The following is a 20,039-nucleotide window of genomic DNA, read 5'->3' as shown; positions in this document are numbered from 1 at the left end:
CTTTGGCTATGCATTCAATAAGAGAATTAGGCGGAGTATTAGATCATTTTTATGTTACAAAATCTTTTGAAGAATTTTATAAAATATAAGACTAAATAGTTAACTAATATTCACATAAAAAGCTCACAATATTTAATTGTGAGTTTTTTGTTATTTTTACTAATAATTGAACAATTAGTTGGGGACAATAATTTCAACTAGTTCTAAAACTTTACAAAGATTATTAAGAAAAAGTATTAAAGGGGTGTTTATAATGCCATATGTTATATTAGGGGCAATAGTTGCAATAAGTATTTTAGTTTATATAGTTGTAATGAAAAATTCAAATCATTATGAGGAAGAAAATTTATTGAAAGATGTACCGACCATAAATGTGAACAGAGAAGATTTAGAAAAACATGCTTTCGAAATATCACGTCATTATTCTGATGTAAAAAATACTAATTGCAAAAAAAAGCTTATTAGTAATTTAGATAGGAGTTATGAAAAAATTTTAGAAGGCTACGAGAAGATAGACAAAGAAGGTAAAAATAAAAAAGATGTGTTACCTGCTGCAGAATGGTTACTAGATAATCTTTATTTAATAGAAAAAGAATACAAAAGTATAAAATATAATATGCCACAAACATATTATAAAGATTTACCAGTAATATATAAGGGAGTTATGAAGGAATATCCAAGGGTCTATCATATTGCCATTGAAATAGTATCTCATACTGATGGTAGAATGGATGAACATGTAATTGAAGACTTTATTAGGGCATATCAAAAAAATGCCATACTTACGTCTGGTGAACTTTGGGCTATACCTATAATGCTTCGAATAGCCTTAATCCAAAATATTAGTAAGATAACTGAGAAGATTGTTAAAGCAGAAGAAGATAAAAAAGAGGCAGAATTAGTTGCGGAAAGGTTAATTAATGCTTTTAATGAAGGTAAAATAAATGTAGAATTATCGATTTTAAATAGTCAAAAAAATATATTCACTTTGCACTTTACAGAAAGATTACTCAAACTTTTAAGGGATAATGGTATTGATTCTAAGGAGGTTTATGATTTTATAGATGAAATACTTGGGGCACAGGACACAAGTTCAGAAAAAATCATAGCATTAGAGCATCAAATAGAGGCTAACTTTGAAATTTCTATGGCAAACTCTATTAATAGTATAAGAGTTATTGAAGGTTTAAATTGGAAAAAATATTTTGAAGATTTAAGTCCTGTAGAGGCTATTTTAAGAGAGGACCCTGCACTTATCTATAAAGAAATGGATTTTAAGTCAAGGGATAAATATAGACATGAAATAGAAAAATTATCTAAACATACAAAACTTGCAGAATCTTATATAGCAAAAAAAACAATTGAATGTTGTTATGATAGTAAAATACCAGAAAATAATATTTATAAAAAACATGTAGGTTATTATTTAATAGATGATGGACTAGATGATTTAAAGAAAAAAATAGGATATAAAAATACTGGTATGGAAAAATTGATAAATAGTAAAAAGAAAAATATAGATAATGTTTATATAAGCACTATTTGTATAGTCACTTTATTAATAGCGGGTTTAATTATTGCAAGTAGTTTATTAAATGATAATGATAAAAATTTATGGAGATATATATTGGCTGTAATTGTTATATTAGTTCCATGTAGTGAAATAACAATATCAATTTTAAATTGGAGCATAAGTCTTCTATGTACGACCTCATTTATTCCCAAAATGGATTTTGAGGAGGGGATACCAGAAAAATATAGTACAGTTGTAGTAATCCCAACTTTATTGAATAATACTTCTAGGGTAATTGAATTAATAAAGGACTTAGAAATATATTATTTAGCTAATTCGCAAAGCAATATATTCTTTGCATTGCTTGGTGACTTTAAGGATAGTGATAAGAAAGATGAATTATCTGATAAAGAGATAGTTGATGTTGGTCTTTTAGAAATAGAGAAATTGAATGAAAAATATTGTACTCCAGGTAAAAATATTTTTTTCTTTTTAAATAGAAGGAGACAATATAATGAAAAAGAGAATAAGTGGATAGGATTTGAGAGAAAACGTGGAAAACTTATGGAGTTTAATGAGTTTTTGAGAGGTAAGCAGAATACTAGTTATAATGTAATAAGTAGCAAAGCAGAGGATCTTAGAATGGTTAAATATGTTATTACATTAGATTCAGATACAAAACTTCCAAGAGATTCTGCGAAAAAATTAATAGGAGCTATGGCACATCCACTTAATAATGCTGTTATAGACAATAATAAAAAGAGAGTAAGTAGAGGATATGGTCTAATGCAACCAAGAATAGGGGTGTCTATTCTTAGCGCAAACAAAACTATATTTTCAAAGATTTTTTCTGGTGAAACCGGTATAGATATTTATACTACCGCAGTGTCCGATGTATATCAAGATTTATTTGGTGAGGGCATTTTTACTGGTAAGGGTATTTATAATGTAGACGTCTTTAACTATATGTTAAAGGATGAAATACCTGAAAATACTGTATTAAGTCATGACCTGCTTGAGGGTTCATATGTTAGGACCGCACTAGTTACCGATGTGGAATTTATAGATGGATATCCATCTTATTATAACGCTAGTTCTATGAGGTTACATAGGTGGACTAGAGGGGATTGGCAATTATTACGTTGGCTTAAAAAGTCTTCACCATTAAATAAAATATCTAAATGGAAAATATTCGATAACTTAAGGAGAAGTTTACTTGCACCTTCCGTTACGATTTTGCTTATACTTGCTTTAGGTGGAATATTGCCAGATAGCACGGATAAATGGGTTATTGCTGCTTTTGTAGCTATTTTATCGCCTATACTTTTTGATGTAAGTGAAGCTGTTGTTTCTCCCGCTTTAGGGGTAAGTTTATCTGGAAAAATTGAAAATAGCAAGATGGCTATTGAACAGGTATTTTTAATTTTTTGCTTTATACCTTATCAAGCATATATGATGGTAGATGCTATAGTTAGAACATTATATAGAGTACTAGTAAGTAAAAAAAACTTATTAGAGTGGCAGACAGCTTCAGATGTTGAAGTAAAAGTTGGTAGAAAACTTAAAAATTTTATTGAAGCTATGTGGGTTGGAAGTGCTATTTCAGTATTAATTTTAGTAATATCATTTAATGCAAGTATTAGCGTTGGATTTCTTAGCATACCATCTTGTGTAATTTGGTTTTTAAGTCCCGTAATTGCATATGTCATAAGTCTTGATAGGGAGTCTGAAGTTTTTGAAATTACTAGTGAAGAAAAAAATTACTTGAGAAAACTTAGTAGAAAAACTTGGGCTTATTTTGAGGATTTTGTAAATGATGAAAACAATTGGCTTGGGCCAGATAATTACCAAGAATATCCACCTAATGGAGTAGCTCATAGAACTTCACCGACAAATATGGGAATGGAATTAACCTCAAATTTAGTTGCGTATGATTTGGGATATATAGGAATTGTAAATGTAACAAGTAGAATAGATAAAATTATGACTTCAATGGAAGATATGGATATGTATAAAGGCCATTTTTATAATTGGTATGATACTAAAACAAAGACTCCACTATTCCCTAGATATGTGTCCACAGTGGATAGTGGCAATTTAGTGGGATATTTGTGGGTAGTTGCACAGGCCTTAGATGAATATTTGGGTGATATAGTGTTTAATCCTGTTCGAATTAAGGGTTTAGAGGACACTATGAGGCTGGCCTCAGCAGAGGCAGCAGTGTCAAAAGAAGTTAAATCGTTATATCAGGGAATATTAAATAGAATAGATAGTGAGACAATAGATTTTAATTGTTGGAAAACCATACTTATTGATTTATCTAATAAGCTTGTAGAAGTGGGGAAAAATGAAGATTGTATGGATTTATATTGGAATAAAAAACTAAGAAATGATGTAGGTGCGTATTTAGAGGAAATAAGTGAACTATTTCCTTGGTTTGATTATGCCTTTGACAAAGACTCTGATTTAGAACTTACTAATTCTATGAGGGATTTGCTCGAGGGAGCAACAATAATTAGTATTCCAGAAAAAACAACAAACATATTAAATATGTTAGATGACAAACTAAAAAATGATAAATCGTTATCTAAATTAAAAGATTTGTTATTACAAACAAAAGAAAAAACTCAATCTGTTATTTGCAAAATAGAGGGCTTAAAGGAAAAACTAAATGCTATGGCGGATGCTACTGATTTTAAGATGTTATATGATGAGGAGAGGGAACTGTTTAGAATTGGATATGATGTGGAAAATGATAGTCTAGGTAAAAGTTATTATGATCTATTGGCTTCTGAGTCTAGGCAAGCTAGTTTCGTTGCTATTGCAAAGGGAGATGTTCCTAAAAAACATTGGTTTAAACTTGGAAGAGCTATGACTAATATGGGGAAAAGTAAAGGCCTTGTTTCATGGAGTGGAACAATGTTTGAGTACATGATGCCATTACTTATAATGAAAAATTACCCAGGTACAATGCTGGATGAAACTTATAATGCTGTAATCGGTGCACAAAAGCAATATTGTGCTGAGAGACAAGTGCCTTTTGGTATATCTGAATCTGCGTTTTATAAATTTGATTTAAACCTAAATTATCAATATAAAGCGTTTGGAGTAGCTGGAGTAGGTTTAAAGTCAGGACTTGAAAATGAATTGGTTATTTCACCATATTCAACTGTCATGGCAATGCAAACTGATTTTAGAGGAGCTTATGATAATCTTAAAAGACTTACGCGTGAAGGACTCGAGGGTAATTATGGATTTTATGAAGCTATAGATTATACTAAAGACAGAATGTCTAAAGATGATCATAAGGCTATAATTAAGTGTTTTATGATTCATCACGAAGGTATGAGTTTGATGGCTTTAGATAATGTATTATTAAATAACATTCTTCAAAAAAGATTTCATGCATTACCAAAAGTAAAAGCTACAGAGTTATTACTCCAAGAGAAAATTTCTAAGAGGGTAGTATATGATAGGGAACGTAAATTTAAGGTATTAACTACCACTCTCGGAAAACAAAAGATCATAGTTAGAAAATACACTACAGCAAAAACGGAAACTCCGGAAACGCATTTGATTTCAAATGGAAATTATTCACTAATGATTTCTAATAGTGGAGCAGGGTATGCTTTGCGTGATAAAACTATGATTTATAGATGGAAGGAAGATGTTACAAAAGACAATACGGGTATGTTTGTTTATATCAAAGATACTGACAAAAATGAATTTTTTAGTGCGGCTTATGAACCTTGTAAAAAGCCAAGTGACAGTTATGAAGTAACATTCGCATTAGACAAAGCTAAATTTTCAAGAAGTGATAAAAATATTACTACTAGTATGGAAATTACTGTGGCTACAGAGGATGATTCAGAGGTAAGAAGATTATCGATTACAAATAAAGGTATCAAAAGTAAAATATTAGAGATAACAAGTTATTTTGAGGTAACTCTAGCTCATTACGATGCAGACATAGTGCATCCGGCATTTGGAAATTTATTTGTTAAAACTGAGTATGTTGATAATCCTAGTTGCATACTTGCGACGAGAAGACCGAGATCTAAGGGAGAGAAACAGCCTTGGCTTATGCAAACTGTAACAACTCAGGGAAATACTATTGGAACTATTCAATATGAGACTAGTAGAGCAAATTTCATAGGACGCGGTGAAAATACAATATATCCAATAGCGATGAAGGGAGATTCAGTATTATCTAATACTGTTGGAGCTGTGCTTGACCCTATAGTAAGTATAAGAAGAAAAGTTAAAATTAAACCTGGTGAAACATGCATTATAGCATTTACTACATCAATAGCTAATACAAAAGAAGAAGTAATAACCTTAGCTAAAAAATATAGTGAATTTCATAACATAAATAGGGTCTTTGAACTTGCTTGGAGTCAAACTCAGGTAGATATGAAATATTTAGGTATAAAATCTACTCAAGCAAATTTATATCAAGTTATAGCTTCAAAAATTTTATTTTTAAATTCTACATTTAGACAAAGAGAAAAATATATAAAGAATGTAAAAAAAGGACAATTTACTCTTTGGGGATATGGTATTTCAGGAGATTTACCTATAATTCTTCTAATAGTGCGCGAGAGTAAAGATAAAGATTTAGTTCGCCAACTTATAAATGCTCATGAATACTTAAGCCTTAAAGGATTAAGAGTTGATTTGGTGATAATAAACCTTCAAATGACCTCATATGATCAACCATTACAAGCTGATATTAAGGATTTAGTAGGCGGAAGTCACTTAAGAGACAAGGAAAATAAACCTGGTGGAATATTTGTACTTAATAAGGCGACTATTATGGACGAAGATATAGACCTATTAATAGCTATAGCTAGGTTGGTTATAGACTCAGGCAAAGGAATGTTAGTATCTCAAATTCAAAATAATAGCAAGAGATTAGCAAAGATACCCTTACTTCAACCTTTAAAAAATGAATTCACGGGTAAGGATTACAAGTTTAATCTGGAGCCATTAGAGTATTTTAATGGACTAGGAGGCTTTAATCTACAAAATGAAAATTATACCATTCTACTTAAAGATTTTAAAAATACTCCTGCACCATGGATAAATGTAATCTCAAATGGTAATTTTGGATTCCATGTATCAGAGTGTGGATCAGCTTATACTTGGAATAGTAATAGTCGGGAAAATAAAATTACTACTTGGTCCAATGATTGGGTAAGTGACGAATGCTCAGAAGCTATATATTTGAGAGATGATAATGCCTGCAATATATGGAGCATTACACCTAAGCCTATAAGGGATGGCGGAGAATACTTAATAGAACATGGTTTTGGGTATTCAAACTTCAAACACGAGGTCTTTGGAATTATGGGAGAAGTAACAATGTTTGTTCCAATGTCGCATAATGTTAAGTTATGTAAGATAAAACTAAAGAATAACAGCGGTATAGCTAGGGATATAAGTATAACTTATTATGCGGAACTTGTTATGGGTGTAGTGCCTCAGCATACTGCTCAGCACATAGTTACTTATATTAATGAAGAACAAAAATATATGTATGCAACAAATTGTTACAATCAGCATTTCGGTAAATTAAAGTCTTATTTAAAGTTATTTGGAGGGCATGAGCAAAGCTTTACTGGTGATAGAAGTGAGTTTTTAGGTAGAGGAGGAAGTGCTCAAGATCCGGAAGTCCTAAAGAGAATAAGACTATCAAACAATGTGGGAGCGGGCCTAGATCCATGCCTTGCAGTTACTTCGAAAATTCATTTAGAGCCTAACATGGAAATAGAATTAATAGCAATGCTTGGTGAAAATGAAAATCTAGATAATATTTCAAAGGTCGTAAAGGAGTTTGAAGATTATAAAAAGGTTGATATTGCACTAGAAGATGTTAAAAAATATTGGAACAGAATACTTCATACGATTCAGGTTAAGACACCAGATAAGAGTATGGATTTAATGCTTAATGGATGGTTAATGTACCAAACTATAGTATGTAGATTATGGGCAAGAACTGCTTTTTATCAATCTGGTGGAGCATATGGATTTAGGGATCAACTGCAGGATGTTATGTCACTAAGCATGATTGAGCCGAGTATGACAAGAAAACAAATTCTGTATAGTGCTTCAAGGCAATTTGTTGAAGGGGATGTACAACATTGGTGGCATCCAGTTGTAGATAGTGGAATAAGAACAAGATTTTCGGATGATTTATTATGGCTACCTTATGTCACTATGGATTATATAAAAAATACAGGTGATTTTGATATCCTTAATGAACAAGCAGAATATTTAATGGATACACCACTTGCAGAAGGAGAAGATGAAAGATATAACATTTCAGGAAGGGCAGATTTCACAGGTAGTATATATGAACATTGTATAAAAGCTATAGAAAAAGCCCTTAAATTTGGACCTCACAATATCCCTCTCATGGGAAGTGGAGATTGGAACGATGGAATGAGTACTGTGGGTAACAAGGGGAAAGGTGAAAGTGTATGGCTTGGTTGGTTCTTATATGATATATTAGCAGATTTCTTAAAGGCATGCACATACAAAAATGATGATGAAAAACTTAAAAAATATAAGGATATGCAAGAGTATATAAGAATAAATCTAGAGGATAATGCATGGGATGGCAATTGGTATAGAAGAGCATATTTTGATGATGGAACGCCACTTGGTTCATCGCAAAATGAAGAATGTAAGATAGATTCGCTATCTCAGTCCTGGGCAGTAATATCTGGTGCAGCAGATAAAGAAAGAGCGACAGAGGCGATGAAGTCATTAGAGCGTTATTTAATAAAAGAAGATAATGGAATGATATTACTATTGACTCCACCTTTTAGCAAATCTTCTTTGGAGCCTGGTTATATTAAAGGGTATGTTCCTGGAGTTAGGGAAAATGGCGGGCAATATACACATGCTGCTACTTGGGTAATTCTTGCTTTTGCTAAACTCTATAAAGGTGATACAGCAGTAAAACTTTATAACATGATAAATCCTATAAATCATACAAAAACTCTGCCTGAGTGTGAGAGATTTAAAACAGAGCCATATGTAATGACTGCTGATGTATACGGAAAAGAACCTCATGTAGGAAGAGGAGGTTGGAGTTGGTATACTGGAACTTCAGGATGGATGTATAGAACCGGAATAGAAGCTATTTTAGGTCTTAAATTAAAGGAGGGAAAAGGATTTACTATTGAGCCTTGCGTCCCAGCGGAATGGCCAAATTATGAGATTATTTATAAAAAAGATAATTATGAATATGTAATCGAGGTTAAACGCATTGGAGACAAAGGAATATGGCTTGATGGTAACTTATGTAGTGACGGGTTAGTGCCGTTTATTGATGGGGTTCATAAAGTTGATGTTATAATTTAAAAAAACAGATGACTTCTAAAATGAAGTCATCTGTTTTTAACATTTTATACATTTAAAAGTTAGATGGTTTTATAAAGAGGATAGTCTTTTTTACAAAAGAAATTAATCTTCTTCATAGAAGAAGTTAATCTTCCTTATAGAAAAATTTAGTATTCTTCATCAACAAATTCTTCTCCACCATAGTAGGTATAATCAAATTCCACATTAGATATATTCATAGCAACTATTGGGTCAGTTACTGGATCTGGTAGCATAGTAGAATCTGTTTCGGAATAAGACCTTATATCTGATGGTTCCTGATCATAAAAATCTCTTTCATATGGTGCATATGCTTTTTTTTGATCTGTTGACATTTTAATACCTCCCTTTGTTTATATAATATGAATTTATATTTATATTATATATTGATGTTATATAGTGTTCCACATAATAGAAAAATAATGAAGGTAATATAAGGAACGTTATATATAATTGCATATATTATATTGGGTTAGCATAAAATACAAATGTAAATAAAATTCTATATAAAAAGAGGAAATTTATAAAAAATGTAGAATATATATAATAACTATCAATAAATAACTGTTATGAATAGACAAATATAATTAGTATTTATTGGTTTCTAAATTTAAAGGAGGAATAATAATGACTGAATTAAGACAAATTTATAAATGTGAGATATGTGGTAATATAGTTGAGGTAGTTCATAATGCTGGAGGTACTTTAGTATGTTGTGGACAAAATATGACTCTTCAAGTAGAAAATACTACAGATGCAGCAGTTGAAAAACATGTTCCTGTAACAGAAAAAATAGATGGTGGAATTAAAGTTAAGGTTGGAGCTGTACAACATCCATCACTTGAAGAACATCATATTGAATTTATTGAAGTACACACAGAAAATAAAGTATATAGAAAATTCTTAAAAGCAGGCGAAAAACCAGAAGCTGAATTTAAATTAGAAGAAGAAGTGTTATTCGTAAGAGAATATTGTAATTTACATGGTCTTTGGAAAGCATAAATTTGACTTCTATTGACAATTTAATAGAATAAGTATAATATTATTTAAAGAGATTTTAAATATATTATATTGTTATAGTCTTTGATGAGAAGCAAGTAAATTTAAAAACAAATTTTTAGAGAGTCGTAGATGGTGTGATTACGATAATTATGTTTAAATTGAATGGGTCTCTAAGACTCAGGATGAAGTACAGTAGTCCTTGACGCAAACCTTACGTTATAGAGGTAGGATATCGTAGTGTATCTGTTTGAGTAGAAGCCTTAACATAGTTTCTAAGTATTAGGTGGTACCGTGTATATTCGCCCTATGGATTTATCCATAGGGCTTTTTTCATTTATTTTATTTATAGGAGATGTTTATATTGGAAGAAAATAAGAAAGTAATATTTAGTGGAATTCAACCTTCAGGTGACTTAACCCTAGGAAATTATTTAGGAGCAATAAAAAATTGGGTTAAATTACAAGATGAATATGAATGCTATTTTTGTGTGGTGGATTTGCATGCAATAACAGTAAAGCAAGAACCGAAAGATCTTAGGCGAAGAACTTTAGAATTATTAGCTATTTACTTAGCTGCTGGTATTGACCCTGAGAAAAACACTATGTTTATTCAATCACACATTCCAGCTCATAGTGAAGCAACTTGGCTTTTAACTTGTTCTACTTACATGGGAGAATTAAGCAGAATGACTCAATATAAAGTTAAATCACAAAACAGTGCAGGAAGTATAGGAGCGGGGCTACTTATTTATCCTGTACTAATGGCAGCAGATATTTTATTATATCAAACTAATTTAGTACCTGTAGGAAAAGATCAACTTCAACATCTTGAAATTGCTAGGGACATAGCTGAAAGATTTAACAAAACATATAGTGATACATTTGTAATACCTGAACCATATATAGGCAAAGCAGGAGCTAAGGTAATGGACTTACAAGAACCTACGAAGAAGATGTCTAAATCAGGAGAAAATGTTAATGGATTTATTTTAATAATGGATCCACCAGAAGTTATAAGAAAAAAAATAAATAGAGCAGTTACGGATAGTCTAGGAATAGTTAAGTTTAATGATGAGCAACTAGGTGTTAGAAATTTAATGACAATATTAATGACTATAACTGGTATGTCTGTTGAGGAGATAGAAGCAAAATATGAAGGTCAAGGATATGCTCAGTTTAAAAAAGATGTAGCAGAAGCAGTAGTTTCAGAGCTTGAGCCTATACAGATTAAAATTAAGGAATACATAGGTAAAAAAGCATATTTAGAAGAAATTTATAAAAAAGGTGCGGAAAAGGCTAACTATGTTGCAAATAAAACATTAAGAAAAATGCAAAAGAAAATAGGCTTTATACCTAGATAATAGTATAAATCACCGAAATGCCTTGCAAATGAGCTTGAAACTGAAAATCCCATTAAGAAATCCTAATATTTTGAAAATATAAAATTCTCTAGCGCTCACACTCGACGTCCTGTCTCGGGTTCGCTAGCCTGACATCCTGTCAGGCTTACGTGAATTTTATATTTGCAAAAGAAGAATTTCTAAATTGAAATTTAATAATCCTCTCGCTTCATTTTCAAGTCACTCAGGAAACAACTTATATATTTATCTAAGGTATATGGTGGGAAGTGCAAAAGAAGAATTCATAAATGGGATTTCAATAGTTTCTACGTCTCTTTTGCAAGTCACTTCGGAGAAAACTTATACAATTATTTAAGCTATATTGCTGGTAGTGCAAGATAATATTACTAAGATAAAAATTCAATGTTACTTATTTTATTTTGCAAGCCACTCCAGAAAAATTACATATTATTATGAATGGAACCTTGTGGAAGTGAAAGAGATGATAACGTATATATTAACATCTAAACACTTAAGGTGTTTTACCAAAATGTTTTAGTGGTTAGTTATAAAATATTAATATTTAAACTATAAATAACATTGGATTTATACAAAGGAAACGCCTAATACATTTTAGTATAAGGTGTTTCCATGTTTTTTAATATGGCTACGGTAGTAGGTCTAATTTTTTCACATATACTTATTAGTATCTGAAATTTAAAATTCTATCTTTAAGACTTGATTGCATATCGAAATAATGATACAATATTGATATGTAAAGTGGGAGGTGTATTTTATGCCATCAATAATACCAAGCTCAGATTTAAGAAATAAATATGCTGAAATATCACAATTCTGCCATGAGTATAATGAGCCAGTGTATATTACTAAAAATGGTAAAGGTGATTTAGCAGTTATGAGCATTGAAACTTATGAAAAACTTGTAGGTAAATTTGAATTGTATAAATTAATTGACGAAGGTGTAGAAGCGATGCAGAAGAAAAAAGTAAGACCTTTCAAAGAAGCGTTAGCTGACATACAGAAAGATTTATAAAATGAGTACCTATAATATACAAATTACTGAACCTGCTGAAAAAGACTTATATGAAATTGGTGCATATATATCTAAAGAGCTTTTAGAACCTGAAACCTCACAAAAGGTGGTTTTGAAAATAGCTAAAGAAATTATTACCTTAGAAGATATGCCATTAAGAAATGCCTTAGTATTTGATGATAGATTGGCATATAAAAGAATAAGAAAATTTTTAGTAGATAGCTATATTGTGTTTTATATTATCACTGAGCAGAGCAATACAGTTACGATTATTAGAATATTATATAATAAAAGAGATTGGCTAAAATTATTATAGATAAAATTACTAGCAGGAAGTCTAAATTTAATTATATCAAGCATTAAAGGCTATGTGAAAACATAGCCTTTAATGCTTGTGTATTTATTCTGTTTAGCCTTTTTTGCAGCTCAAAACGGAATCTGTTAATTTAAAATTTCTTTCACTTAGGGTATCTTTTTATTTTTTAATCTCGATAACTATAGTATGATTTATTTTTTAGATTTCAGTTGAAGGGGGAAATGAAAAATGATTATTGGAAATTTTAATAATCCATATATAAACAATAGTAGTAACCAACAACTTCAGAAGGTATTGAATAACAAAAATAGTATTACTAATAGCAAGAAAATAAGTTCTGATGAGCTTATAAAACAGAAAATAAGAAATATGAATGATCAATTAACAGTTAGCCAAAATTCAGAGCAACAAATTGAAAGTGGAATGTCAATTTTACAAAAGAAAGAGGTGGGATTAGACGATATAAAGAATATAGGCAATCAACTCAAAGAATTATCAAAGCAATATACAAATTATGATTTGAGTGAAGACGAAAAGTCAAAAATTGAAAAGCAAGCAGGCAAGTTATTAAATAATTTAGAAGGTCTTATGAATCAAAATGTGGAGAATGATATAGTAGGGGATAAGACAATTCAGCTAAATGGAGCTGATGGTAAATCAAGTGTTATATTGTCTAAGGGATTTAATATAACACTTGATTCTGGAAAGTTAGATGGCACTAAGACAAGTAATACAGTTGAAATAGACAAGGATAAGCACTTTTCAAGCAATGTTAGTGTGAATGATTTGCTTGGAAATCCTTCGATAATTGAAGAAAGAATATTAAATCCAGTGCAAAAGATTATAGAAAAAGTACATGATGCAAAGTCATTTGTATATGGTAAGTTTATGAAGGAGTATACTTTAGCAACAAGTTCAATAGATGAATTATTAAAAATGGGTGGAATAAGTACATATACAAAAGATTCAAAAATGCTACAACAGAAATCATTGTATATTACGATGTCTGAATTGTATTCTCATCCTCTAAACAAATAAAGTTTCAAATTCTCTAGATAGATACAACAAACTTATACAGAATAAATTCTACTTAAAAATATTTTATTCTGTTACCATTTATAAGTACAACCTTAGTTGACAGATATGTGTATAAAAGCTAAAATTGATAGGTAGAGATTTGATAGGTGAAATTTTAGAATCACTAGGAGTTAAGTGAGTGATTGTAGGAATATATATGTATTTACATAAATTAAAACATAAAAAAAAGGAGAGCGATACCTTGGAGGATTACATAAAACAGATTAAAAAGAGAAGAACGTTTGCTATAATTTCTCATCCAGATGCCGGTAAAACTACACTGACGGAAAAGTTATTATTATATGGTGGCGCTATAAGACTTGCAGGTTCAGTTAAGGCTAGAAAAGCTTCTAAACATGCAGTTTCTGATTGGATGGAAATAGAAAAACAAAGAGGTATTTCTGTTACGTCTTCAGTTATGCAATTTAATTATAAAGATTTTTGTATAAATATACTTGATACCCCAGGGCATCAAGATTTTAGTGAGGACACATACAGAACCCTTATGGCAGCAGATAGTGCAGTTATGATTATTGATGGTGCAAAAGGAGTAGAGGCACAAACAAGAAAGTTGTTTCAAGTTTGTAGCCTTAGAGAGATACCTATTTTTACTTTTATTAATAAAATGGATCGTGAAACTCGCGATATATTTGAACTTATGGAAGAGATAGAAAATGAGTTTGGAATTAGATCTTATCCAATGAATTGGCCTATAGGTTGTGGAGTAGATTTTAAAGGCGTTTATGATAGGCGTACAAAAGAAATAATAGTTTTTGATGATGGAAAGCATGGTCAAATAGAAGCTAAAGAAACAAAAATTAATGTTTCAGATGAAAGAGCAATTGAACTTATTGGTGAGGATTTATATAAGAAACTTATGGAAGATATGGAACTTCTAGATGTAGCAGGTGATGATTTTGATTTAGCTAAAGTAGCTAATGGTGAACTCACTCCAGTATTTTTTGGTAGCGCATCAACTAATTTTGGTGTTGAACCATTTTTAGAAAGCTTTTTAGAATTAACATCACCTCCATTACCAAGGAATTCAAGTATAGGGAAAATTGATGTTTATAGCAAAGACTTTTCTGCGTTTGTTTTTAAAATTCAAGCTAATATGAATAAGGCTCATAGGGATAGAATTGCTTTCATGAGAATTTGTTCTGGAGAGTTTGAAAAAGGAATGGATGTTTATCATGTGCAAGGAGGTAATAAAATAAAGCTTGCACAACCTCAACAGTTTTTAGCACAAGAGAGAGAAATAGTAGATACAGCTTATGCTGGAGATATTATTGGAGTTTTTGATCCAGGTATATTTAGCATAGGAGATACTATATGTTCTTCTTCAAATAAATTTGAGTTTGAAGGAATACCAACTTTTGCACCAGAGTATTTTGCAAGGGTGAGAACTGTTGATACTATGAAGAGAAAGCAATTTATAAAGGGAGTAACACAAATAGCTCAAGAGGGTGCAATCCAAGTATTTAAGGAACTACATATAGGAATTGAACAAATTGTAGTTGGGGTTGTCGGAGTTCTTCAGTTTGAGGTACTAGAATTTAGACTTAAAAATGAATATAATGTAGATATTAAAATTGATAGGTTAGCATTTAAGAATATAAGATGGATTGAAAAGAGTGCAATAGATAAAGAAAAACTTAACTTAACTAGTGATGCTAGATTAGTTAAAGATTTTAAGGATAGAGATTTATTATTGTTCCAAAATGATTGGGGTATTAGTTGGGCATTGGAGCATAATAAAGGCTTAATATTATCAGATGTTAGTAAAAATAATGATTAAGTAGAAGATAAGTTTTTTTGGTAACTTAATTAAAAAAACAAATAAAATGAAAAGTCTCTTGATAATATTTCAAGAGACTTTTTTAGGTTTAATTTTATAAATTTTTTCTTTTACTAGATAGAATGTCAATTATAAATACAATGGCAGCAACTATTAGTAATATGTTAATTAAACTTCCTCCTTTACTAAAAAGCACTCCCATCAACCAAAATAAAACCACAAATCCACCGAGCCATCGTAAAAAAGTCATATAGATACCTCCATTTATCAAAATACTAAACAATATATAGTATTTGGTATTTTAGCGATGTATATACAAAATGTATATAATTATTACACGTCTAAAGCGTATGGATACATTTGAAAATTAATAAGTATTGTATATAATGTTATTAGAGAGTAATTTAAGAAAACATTTAAAAACAAATTTTAGGGGGGGAACAATGGAAAGAAGTAACACATCTATCAAAACTATTGATATTGTACAAATTAGTTTAATGGCAGCTATTACGTTTTTAGCTACGTCAGTTATACATATACCAACTTTTATGGGAGTACTTCATTTGGGAGATAGTATGGTATTTTTATCAGCAATATTATTTGGAAGAAAAAAATCTGCTATAGCTTCGGCTGTTGGTATGTGTTTATTTGATTTAATGAGTGGATATACCATGTGGGCACCATTTACATTTGTTATTAAAGGTGTAATGGGATATATTGCTGGAACTATTGCATATAGAAAAGGTTACAATGGAAATAATACTTTAAATAATATCTTTGCTTTTGTTGTAGCTGGAATTTGGATGATTGTAGCCTATTACATTGGGGGAACTGTTATACTAACATTTATTTCTAAAGACTTTGCAATTAAACAAGCATTAATTATTTCGTTAAAGGATATACCAACTAATATTCTTCAAGTGATTGCAGGTATTGCTTTAGCACTACCATTGGTAGCAGCTTTAAAAACAAAATTAAATACTATAAATTAAAACTGAGCGTTAGGTTAAATCATTTCATGGGTCGTTGCAACAGTATGGCAGATGATGATTTAACCTAATTTTTTTTATTTTTTGAATTAGTAATTTTTAAGCTTTTGACGATTATTAAATAAAGATATGCTGAAAATTATTGTCGGTATTAATATGAAACTTATAACAGAAAAATATACGTAAAAGTCTAAAAATTTGTATAGTACTAGTACCTTAGCCGAGATGAAATAGGAAATTATGAATACAAATAAACTAATAATATATACCCAGTATTTATTAAAGAAGGATAGTTTTTGTAATAGAATTAATATAGCACTTAGGTCTAATACATATTTTATAAACCAACCGCCTACCATTTGAAGCATTACATAAAATTCGCCACCTTCTATAAAACCGAAATAATCAACTAACTGAGTTTGTAGAAGTTTTGGATAGTTAATAGTTAAGACTCTAGCTACTCCAAAGGTACTTATTAGCCCGATGTTCGCAACGATTTCCATTTGTATGACAATCAATATTGCAATAATGCAATGTTTTATAATTTTTGATTTATTATATATTCTTGTTAAAAATGGAAGGCAAATAGCTATACTACCGTAACAACCTAGTGCCTTTATTATAGATAAAATAAAAGATTTACTTATACCATTCGCCATTATAGGAAGTAGGTAACTGTAATGTTTATATTTAGCTGTAAGAATAGCTAAATTTATTCCTGCAAACATAATAATGCTTATTCCAACTATAGTTGTTATAGTTATTGCTCTAGTCCCTTTTTTTACAACATAAATTGCAGGAATTAATATAAATAAAAGAAAAAACCAAATAGGAGTTTCAGAAAGCATATTTAAGTGTAATGCATTTGCTTCAACTGAAGAGCTTTCTATTAAAGTTAAAACTAAGGTCAGGATAAATAGGATTAAGAAAAGATCCCCAAATGTTTTACCTAAAGCTTTACGGTATATTTTAACCATATCGTAAGAATTCGTTTTTTTACAAACGAAAAGTAAATAAATAAAGTAAAATAAAATAATAATAGAAGCTATAATAATCGATATCCAAGAATCACGACCTCCATTTATAATGAATACATTAGGATATGTTTTCATTCCTACAATAGAGGTTCCCCAAATTATGAATATTAAATGTTTTGTATTTAGTTTATCCAATCACCATTCGCCTCCCTTTTTTTCTTGTTTTTAACAGAATGATATAAAATATATATAATATATTAGTAGTATTTCCCATTATAAAAATATTAAACTAAAATGTTATAACATTTTAGAATAATAAACTTTGACATTACAAATAATAAAATGGGTGATTAAAATGGAAAAAATAAATATAGAATATATTAAGGAAAAATTAAAAAATAGCTATGATGTAAAGTATAGAGAGATAGAATGTAATGTAGGTACAATATATGGAATATTTATTGATGATTTATGCGATTCTAAATTTATTAGTGAGTATATATTTAAACCTTTAATACAATATAAAATTGATACTGTAAATTTAGAGTATATAAAAAAAGAAATATTACCGGCTAATAGCATTGGAGATGTTAAAGATGATGATGATGCTATATACCACGTCTTATCAGGAGACTTGGTACTTGTATTCTCTTTTACAAATAAATCATTTTATTGTGAGGCCAAAGGATATGTAAGGCGAAGTGTCGGAATTCCAGTTACAGAAAGTGTAATTAAGGGTCCGAGAGAAGGATTTACAGAAGCCTTTGTAGATAATGTATCATTAATTAGAAGAAAAATTAAGGATCCATCATTGAAATTTGAAACTGTAATTCTGGGTAGTAAGTCTAATACTGTAATTGTGATATGCTATATTGAAGGTGTAGCACCTAATAAACTTGTAGATTATATAAGAAAAAAGGTTACTAATATAAAATTAGAATTTATATTAGACACAAATTATATTGAAGAGGCATTAAAAAATAAAAATACGCCTTTTGATACAATAGGAACTACCGAAAAACCAGACGTTGCTGCATCAAAACTGTTAGAGGGGAAAGTAGGAATAATTGTGGATGGAACTCCTTTTGTGATTACTGCACCTTATTTTTTTATAGATAATTTTCAAACACCAGACGATTATTATTCTAATAAGTATTTTGCTAATACATTAAGAATTATTAGGTTGGTTAGCTTCTTTTTAGCTTACCTATTGTCTGGTTTATATTTGGCTATCTCTACTTTTCATTTTGCTCTGCTTCCAACGGTAATTACTTTAAGGTTAGCAAGTAGTAGAGCCGGAGTACCTATGCCTACGGTAATAGAATTATTATTAATGACTTTTTTCTTCCAATTACTACGCGAGGCGGGTATAAGGTTGCCTCAGTCTATAGGGCAGGCAATGAGCATTGTTGGAGCACTAATTTTAGGTGATGCTGCAGTGGGGGCAGGTATAGCATCACAAAGTACTATAGTAATTGTGGCACTATCATCAATATCATCATTTTTAGTTCCTAAAATTTATAGTGCTATAGCTATATGGAATGTGATTATTATTTTGTTTTCATCAGTTCTGGGGCTTCCAGGATTCTATATTGGCTTTATTATATTTATAGCACATATGGCGGGTCTTGAAAGTTGTGGATATCCATATTTATTCCCTTTGGGTACATTAGAAACCTTCAAATTCAAGGACTTATTTTATAGAAAGGATCTTAATACCATATCTAATAGTATTTTTAATAAGGATGATTATAATGAGAAAATATAAGAAAATGATATTTATAAGCTGTATAATAATAAATTGTTTTGTTATGTCATCATGTTTTAGTTATAGAGATATTAATACAGTTTCATTTGTTACTGCCATGCTTATAGATGTAGATGACCACGGTTGGCCTATAGTATATACTGAAGCTTTTAAAGGAAGTAAAGGTTCAGCGGCTCAAGGGGTGGATCAAAGGGTTTTATTTGAAGGAGTAGGAAAGACAATGTTTGAAGCTATTAGAAATATGAATGCTGTTTCTAGTTATAAATTAAATTTCACACAAAACAAAGTTATATTATTTACTCAAAAGGCTGCGGAATTAGGTGTAAGTGATTATTTGGATTTTTTAGATAGAGATCAAGAGTTGCTTTTAAGACCTTATATTGGAGTATATGTTGGCGATCCAGAGAAACTTATGAAGCTCGAGATTATTCAAGAAAAATACATTGGAATACTTCTAAAGGAAATTATATTAAATATTGGATCATCTTCAAGAGCTATAACGCTTAGTTTTAATGATTTTTATAATCAAAGATTAATGGGAGATAAAACCAGTGTTTTACCTATAATTGATCTTAAAAGAAACTCTTTAGATGCAAAACTAGAAATAAACGGTGGTGCTGTGATTAAAGAGGATAAAATGGTTAGTATTTTGACAAACCAGCAAGGTCAAGGTTTTAACTTTTTAATGAATTCGATTATAGGTGGTACTTTAGAAATAACAAATCCATGTAATATTAACAAGTTTGTAACTTTAGAAATCAGAAAAAGTAAAACTAAGACTGAAGTCAATTATTATGATAATATAATTCATTTGAAA

Annotated in this window: 13 protein-coding genes; 10 read left to right on the top strand and 3 right to left on the bottom strand. The window is 30.2% G+C overall.

Translation table 11 applies throughout. The features are described from left to right. Positions 1-253: 253 nt before the first annotated feature. On the top strand, positions 254-8,884 hold the full coding sequence (locus Q0649_RS00565; RefSeq protein ID WP_298836182.1) for a GH36-type glycosyl hydrolase domain-containing protein: 8,631 nt from the start codon (positions 254-256) through the stop codon (positions 8,882-8,884). Between the two features lie 146 nt (positions 8,885-9,030). Here the strand turns inward: Q0649_RS00565 and Q0649_RS00560 are convergent, their stop codons facing one another. Next, positions 9,031-9,237: a hypothetical protein gene (locus tag Q0649_RS00560; protein ID WP_298836180.1), complete on the bottom strand. Its 207-nt coding sequence runs from the start codon at positions 9,235-9,237 to the stop codon at positions 9,031-9,033. 292 nt (positions 9,238-9,529) lie between these two features. Between Q0649_RS00560 and Q0649_RS00555 the strand changes: the two genes are divergently transcribed. The 6 genes from Q0649_RS00555 (at position 9,530) to Q0649_RS00530 (ending at position 15,488) form a co-directional block, all read left to right on the top strand. Then, entirely contained in the window at positions 9,530-9,904 is a 375-nt protein-coding gene (locus Q0649_RS00555; protein ID WP_298836178.1) for a desulfoferrodoxin, read from the top strand. A 361-nt stretch (positions 9,905-10,265) separates the two neighbouring features. Further along, positions 10,266-11,264, top strand: coding sequence for a tryptophan--tRNA ligase (trpS, locus tag Q0649_RS00550; RefSeq protein ID WP_298836177.1), 999 nt, complete (start codon positions 10,266-10,268; stop codon positions 11,262-11,264). Positions 11,265-12,039: 775 nt separating this feature from the next. After that, on the top strand, positions 12,040-12,297 hold the full coding sequence (locus Q0649_RS00545; RefSeq protein ID WP_298836175.1) for a type II toxin-antitoxin system Phd/YefM family antitoxin: 258 nt from the start codon (positions 12,040-12,042) through the stop codon (positions 12,295-12,297). Between the two features lies 1 nt (position 12,298). Next, positions 12,299-12,613, top strand: coding sequence for a type II toxin-antitoxin system RelE/ParE family toxin (locus Q0649_RS00540; RefSeq protein ID WP_298836173.1), 315 nt, complete (start codon positions 12,299-12,301; stop codon positions 12,611-12,613). Between the two features lie 228 nt (positions 12,614-12,841). Continuing rightward, positions 12,842-13,651, top strand: coding sequence for a hypothetical protein (locus tag Q0649_RS00535; protein ID WP_298836171.1), 810 nt, complete (start codon positions 12,842-12,844; stop codon positions 13,649-13,651). Positions 13,652-13,892: 241 nt separating this feature from the next. Next, on the top strand, positions 13,893-15,488 hold the full coding sequence (locus tag Q0649_RS00530; RefSeq protein WP_298836184.1) for a peptide chain release factor 3: 1,596 nt from the start codon (positions 13,893-13,895) through the stop codon (positions 15,486-15,488). Between the two features lie 94 nt (positions 15,489-15,582). On the opposite strand, the gene Q0649_RS00525 is transcribed toward Q0649_RS00530, so the two are convergent. Then, a complete protein-coding gene (locus tag Q0649_RS00525; protein WP_216103801.1) occupies positions 15,583-15,738 on the bottom strand; it encodes a lmo0937 family membrane protein in 156 nt (51 codons plus the stop codon). 193 nt (positions 15,739-15,931) lie between these two features. Here Q0649_RS00525 and Q0649_RS00520 point away from each other — a divergent pair, with 193 nt between their 5' ends. Beyond that, positions 15,932-16,480, top strand: a complete 549-nt coding sequence (locus Q0649_RS00520; RefSeq protein WP_298836165.1) for an ECF transporter S component — start codon at positions 15,932-15,934, stop codon at positions 16,478-16,480. Positions 16,481-16,566: 86 nt separating this feature from the next. Here Q0649_RS00520 and Q0649_RS00515 read toward each other — a convergent pair whose 3' ends face one another. Next, entirely contained in the window at positions 16,567-17,649 is a 1,083-nt protein-coding gene (locus Q0649_RS00515; RefSeq protein WP_298836163.1) for an endospore germination permease, read from the bottom strand. 160 nt (positions 17,650-17,809) lie between these two features. On the opposite strand from Q0649_RS00515, the gene Q0649_RS00510 reads away from it, so the two are divergent. Together Q0649_RS00510 and Q0649_RS00505 are read left to right on the top strand one after the other, a co-directional pair. Further along, complete coding sequence (locus Q0649_RS00510; RefSeq protein WP_298836161.1) at positions 17,810-19,222, top strand: spore germination protein; 1,413 nt, start codon at positions 17,810-17,812, stop codon at positions 19,220-19,222. Continuing rightward, a partial coding sequence (locus tag Q0649_RS00505; protein ID WP_298836159.1) for a Ger(x)C family spore germination protein occupies positions 19,209-20,039 on the top strand: 831 nt, incomplete at its 3' end. The genes Q0649_RS00510 and Q0649_RS00505, both read left to right, overlap by 14 nt.

It is taken from the genome of uncultured Clostridium sp., assembly GCF_937920395.1.
Lineage (GTDB): Bacteria > Bacillota > Clostridia > Clostridiales > Clostridiaceae > Clostridium_AD.
This window is presented reverse-complemented; position numbering and strand designations above follow the sequence as displayed.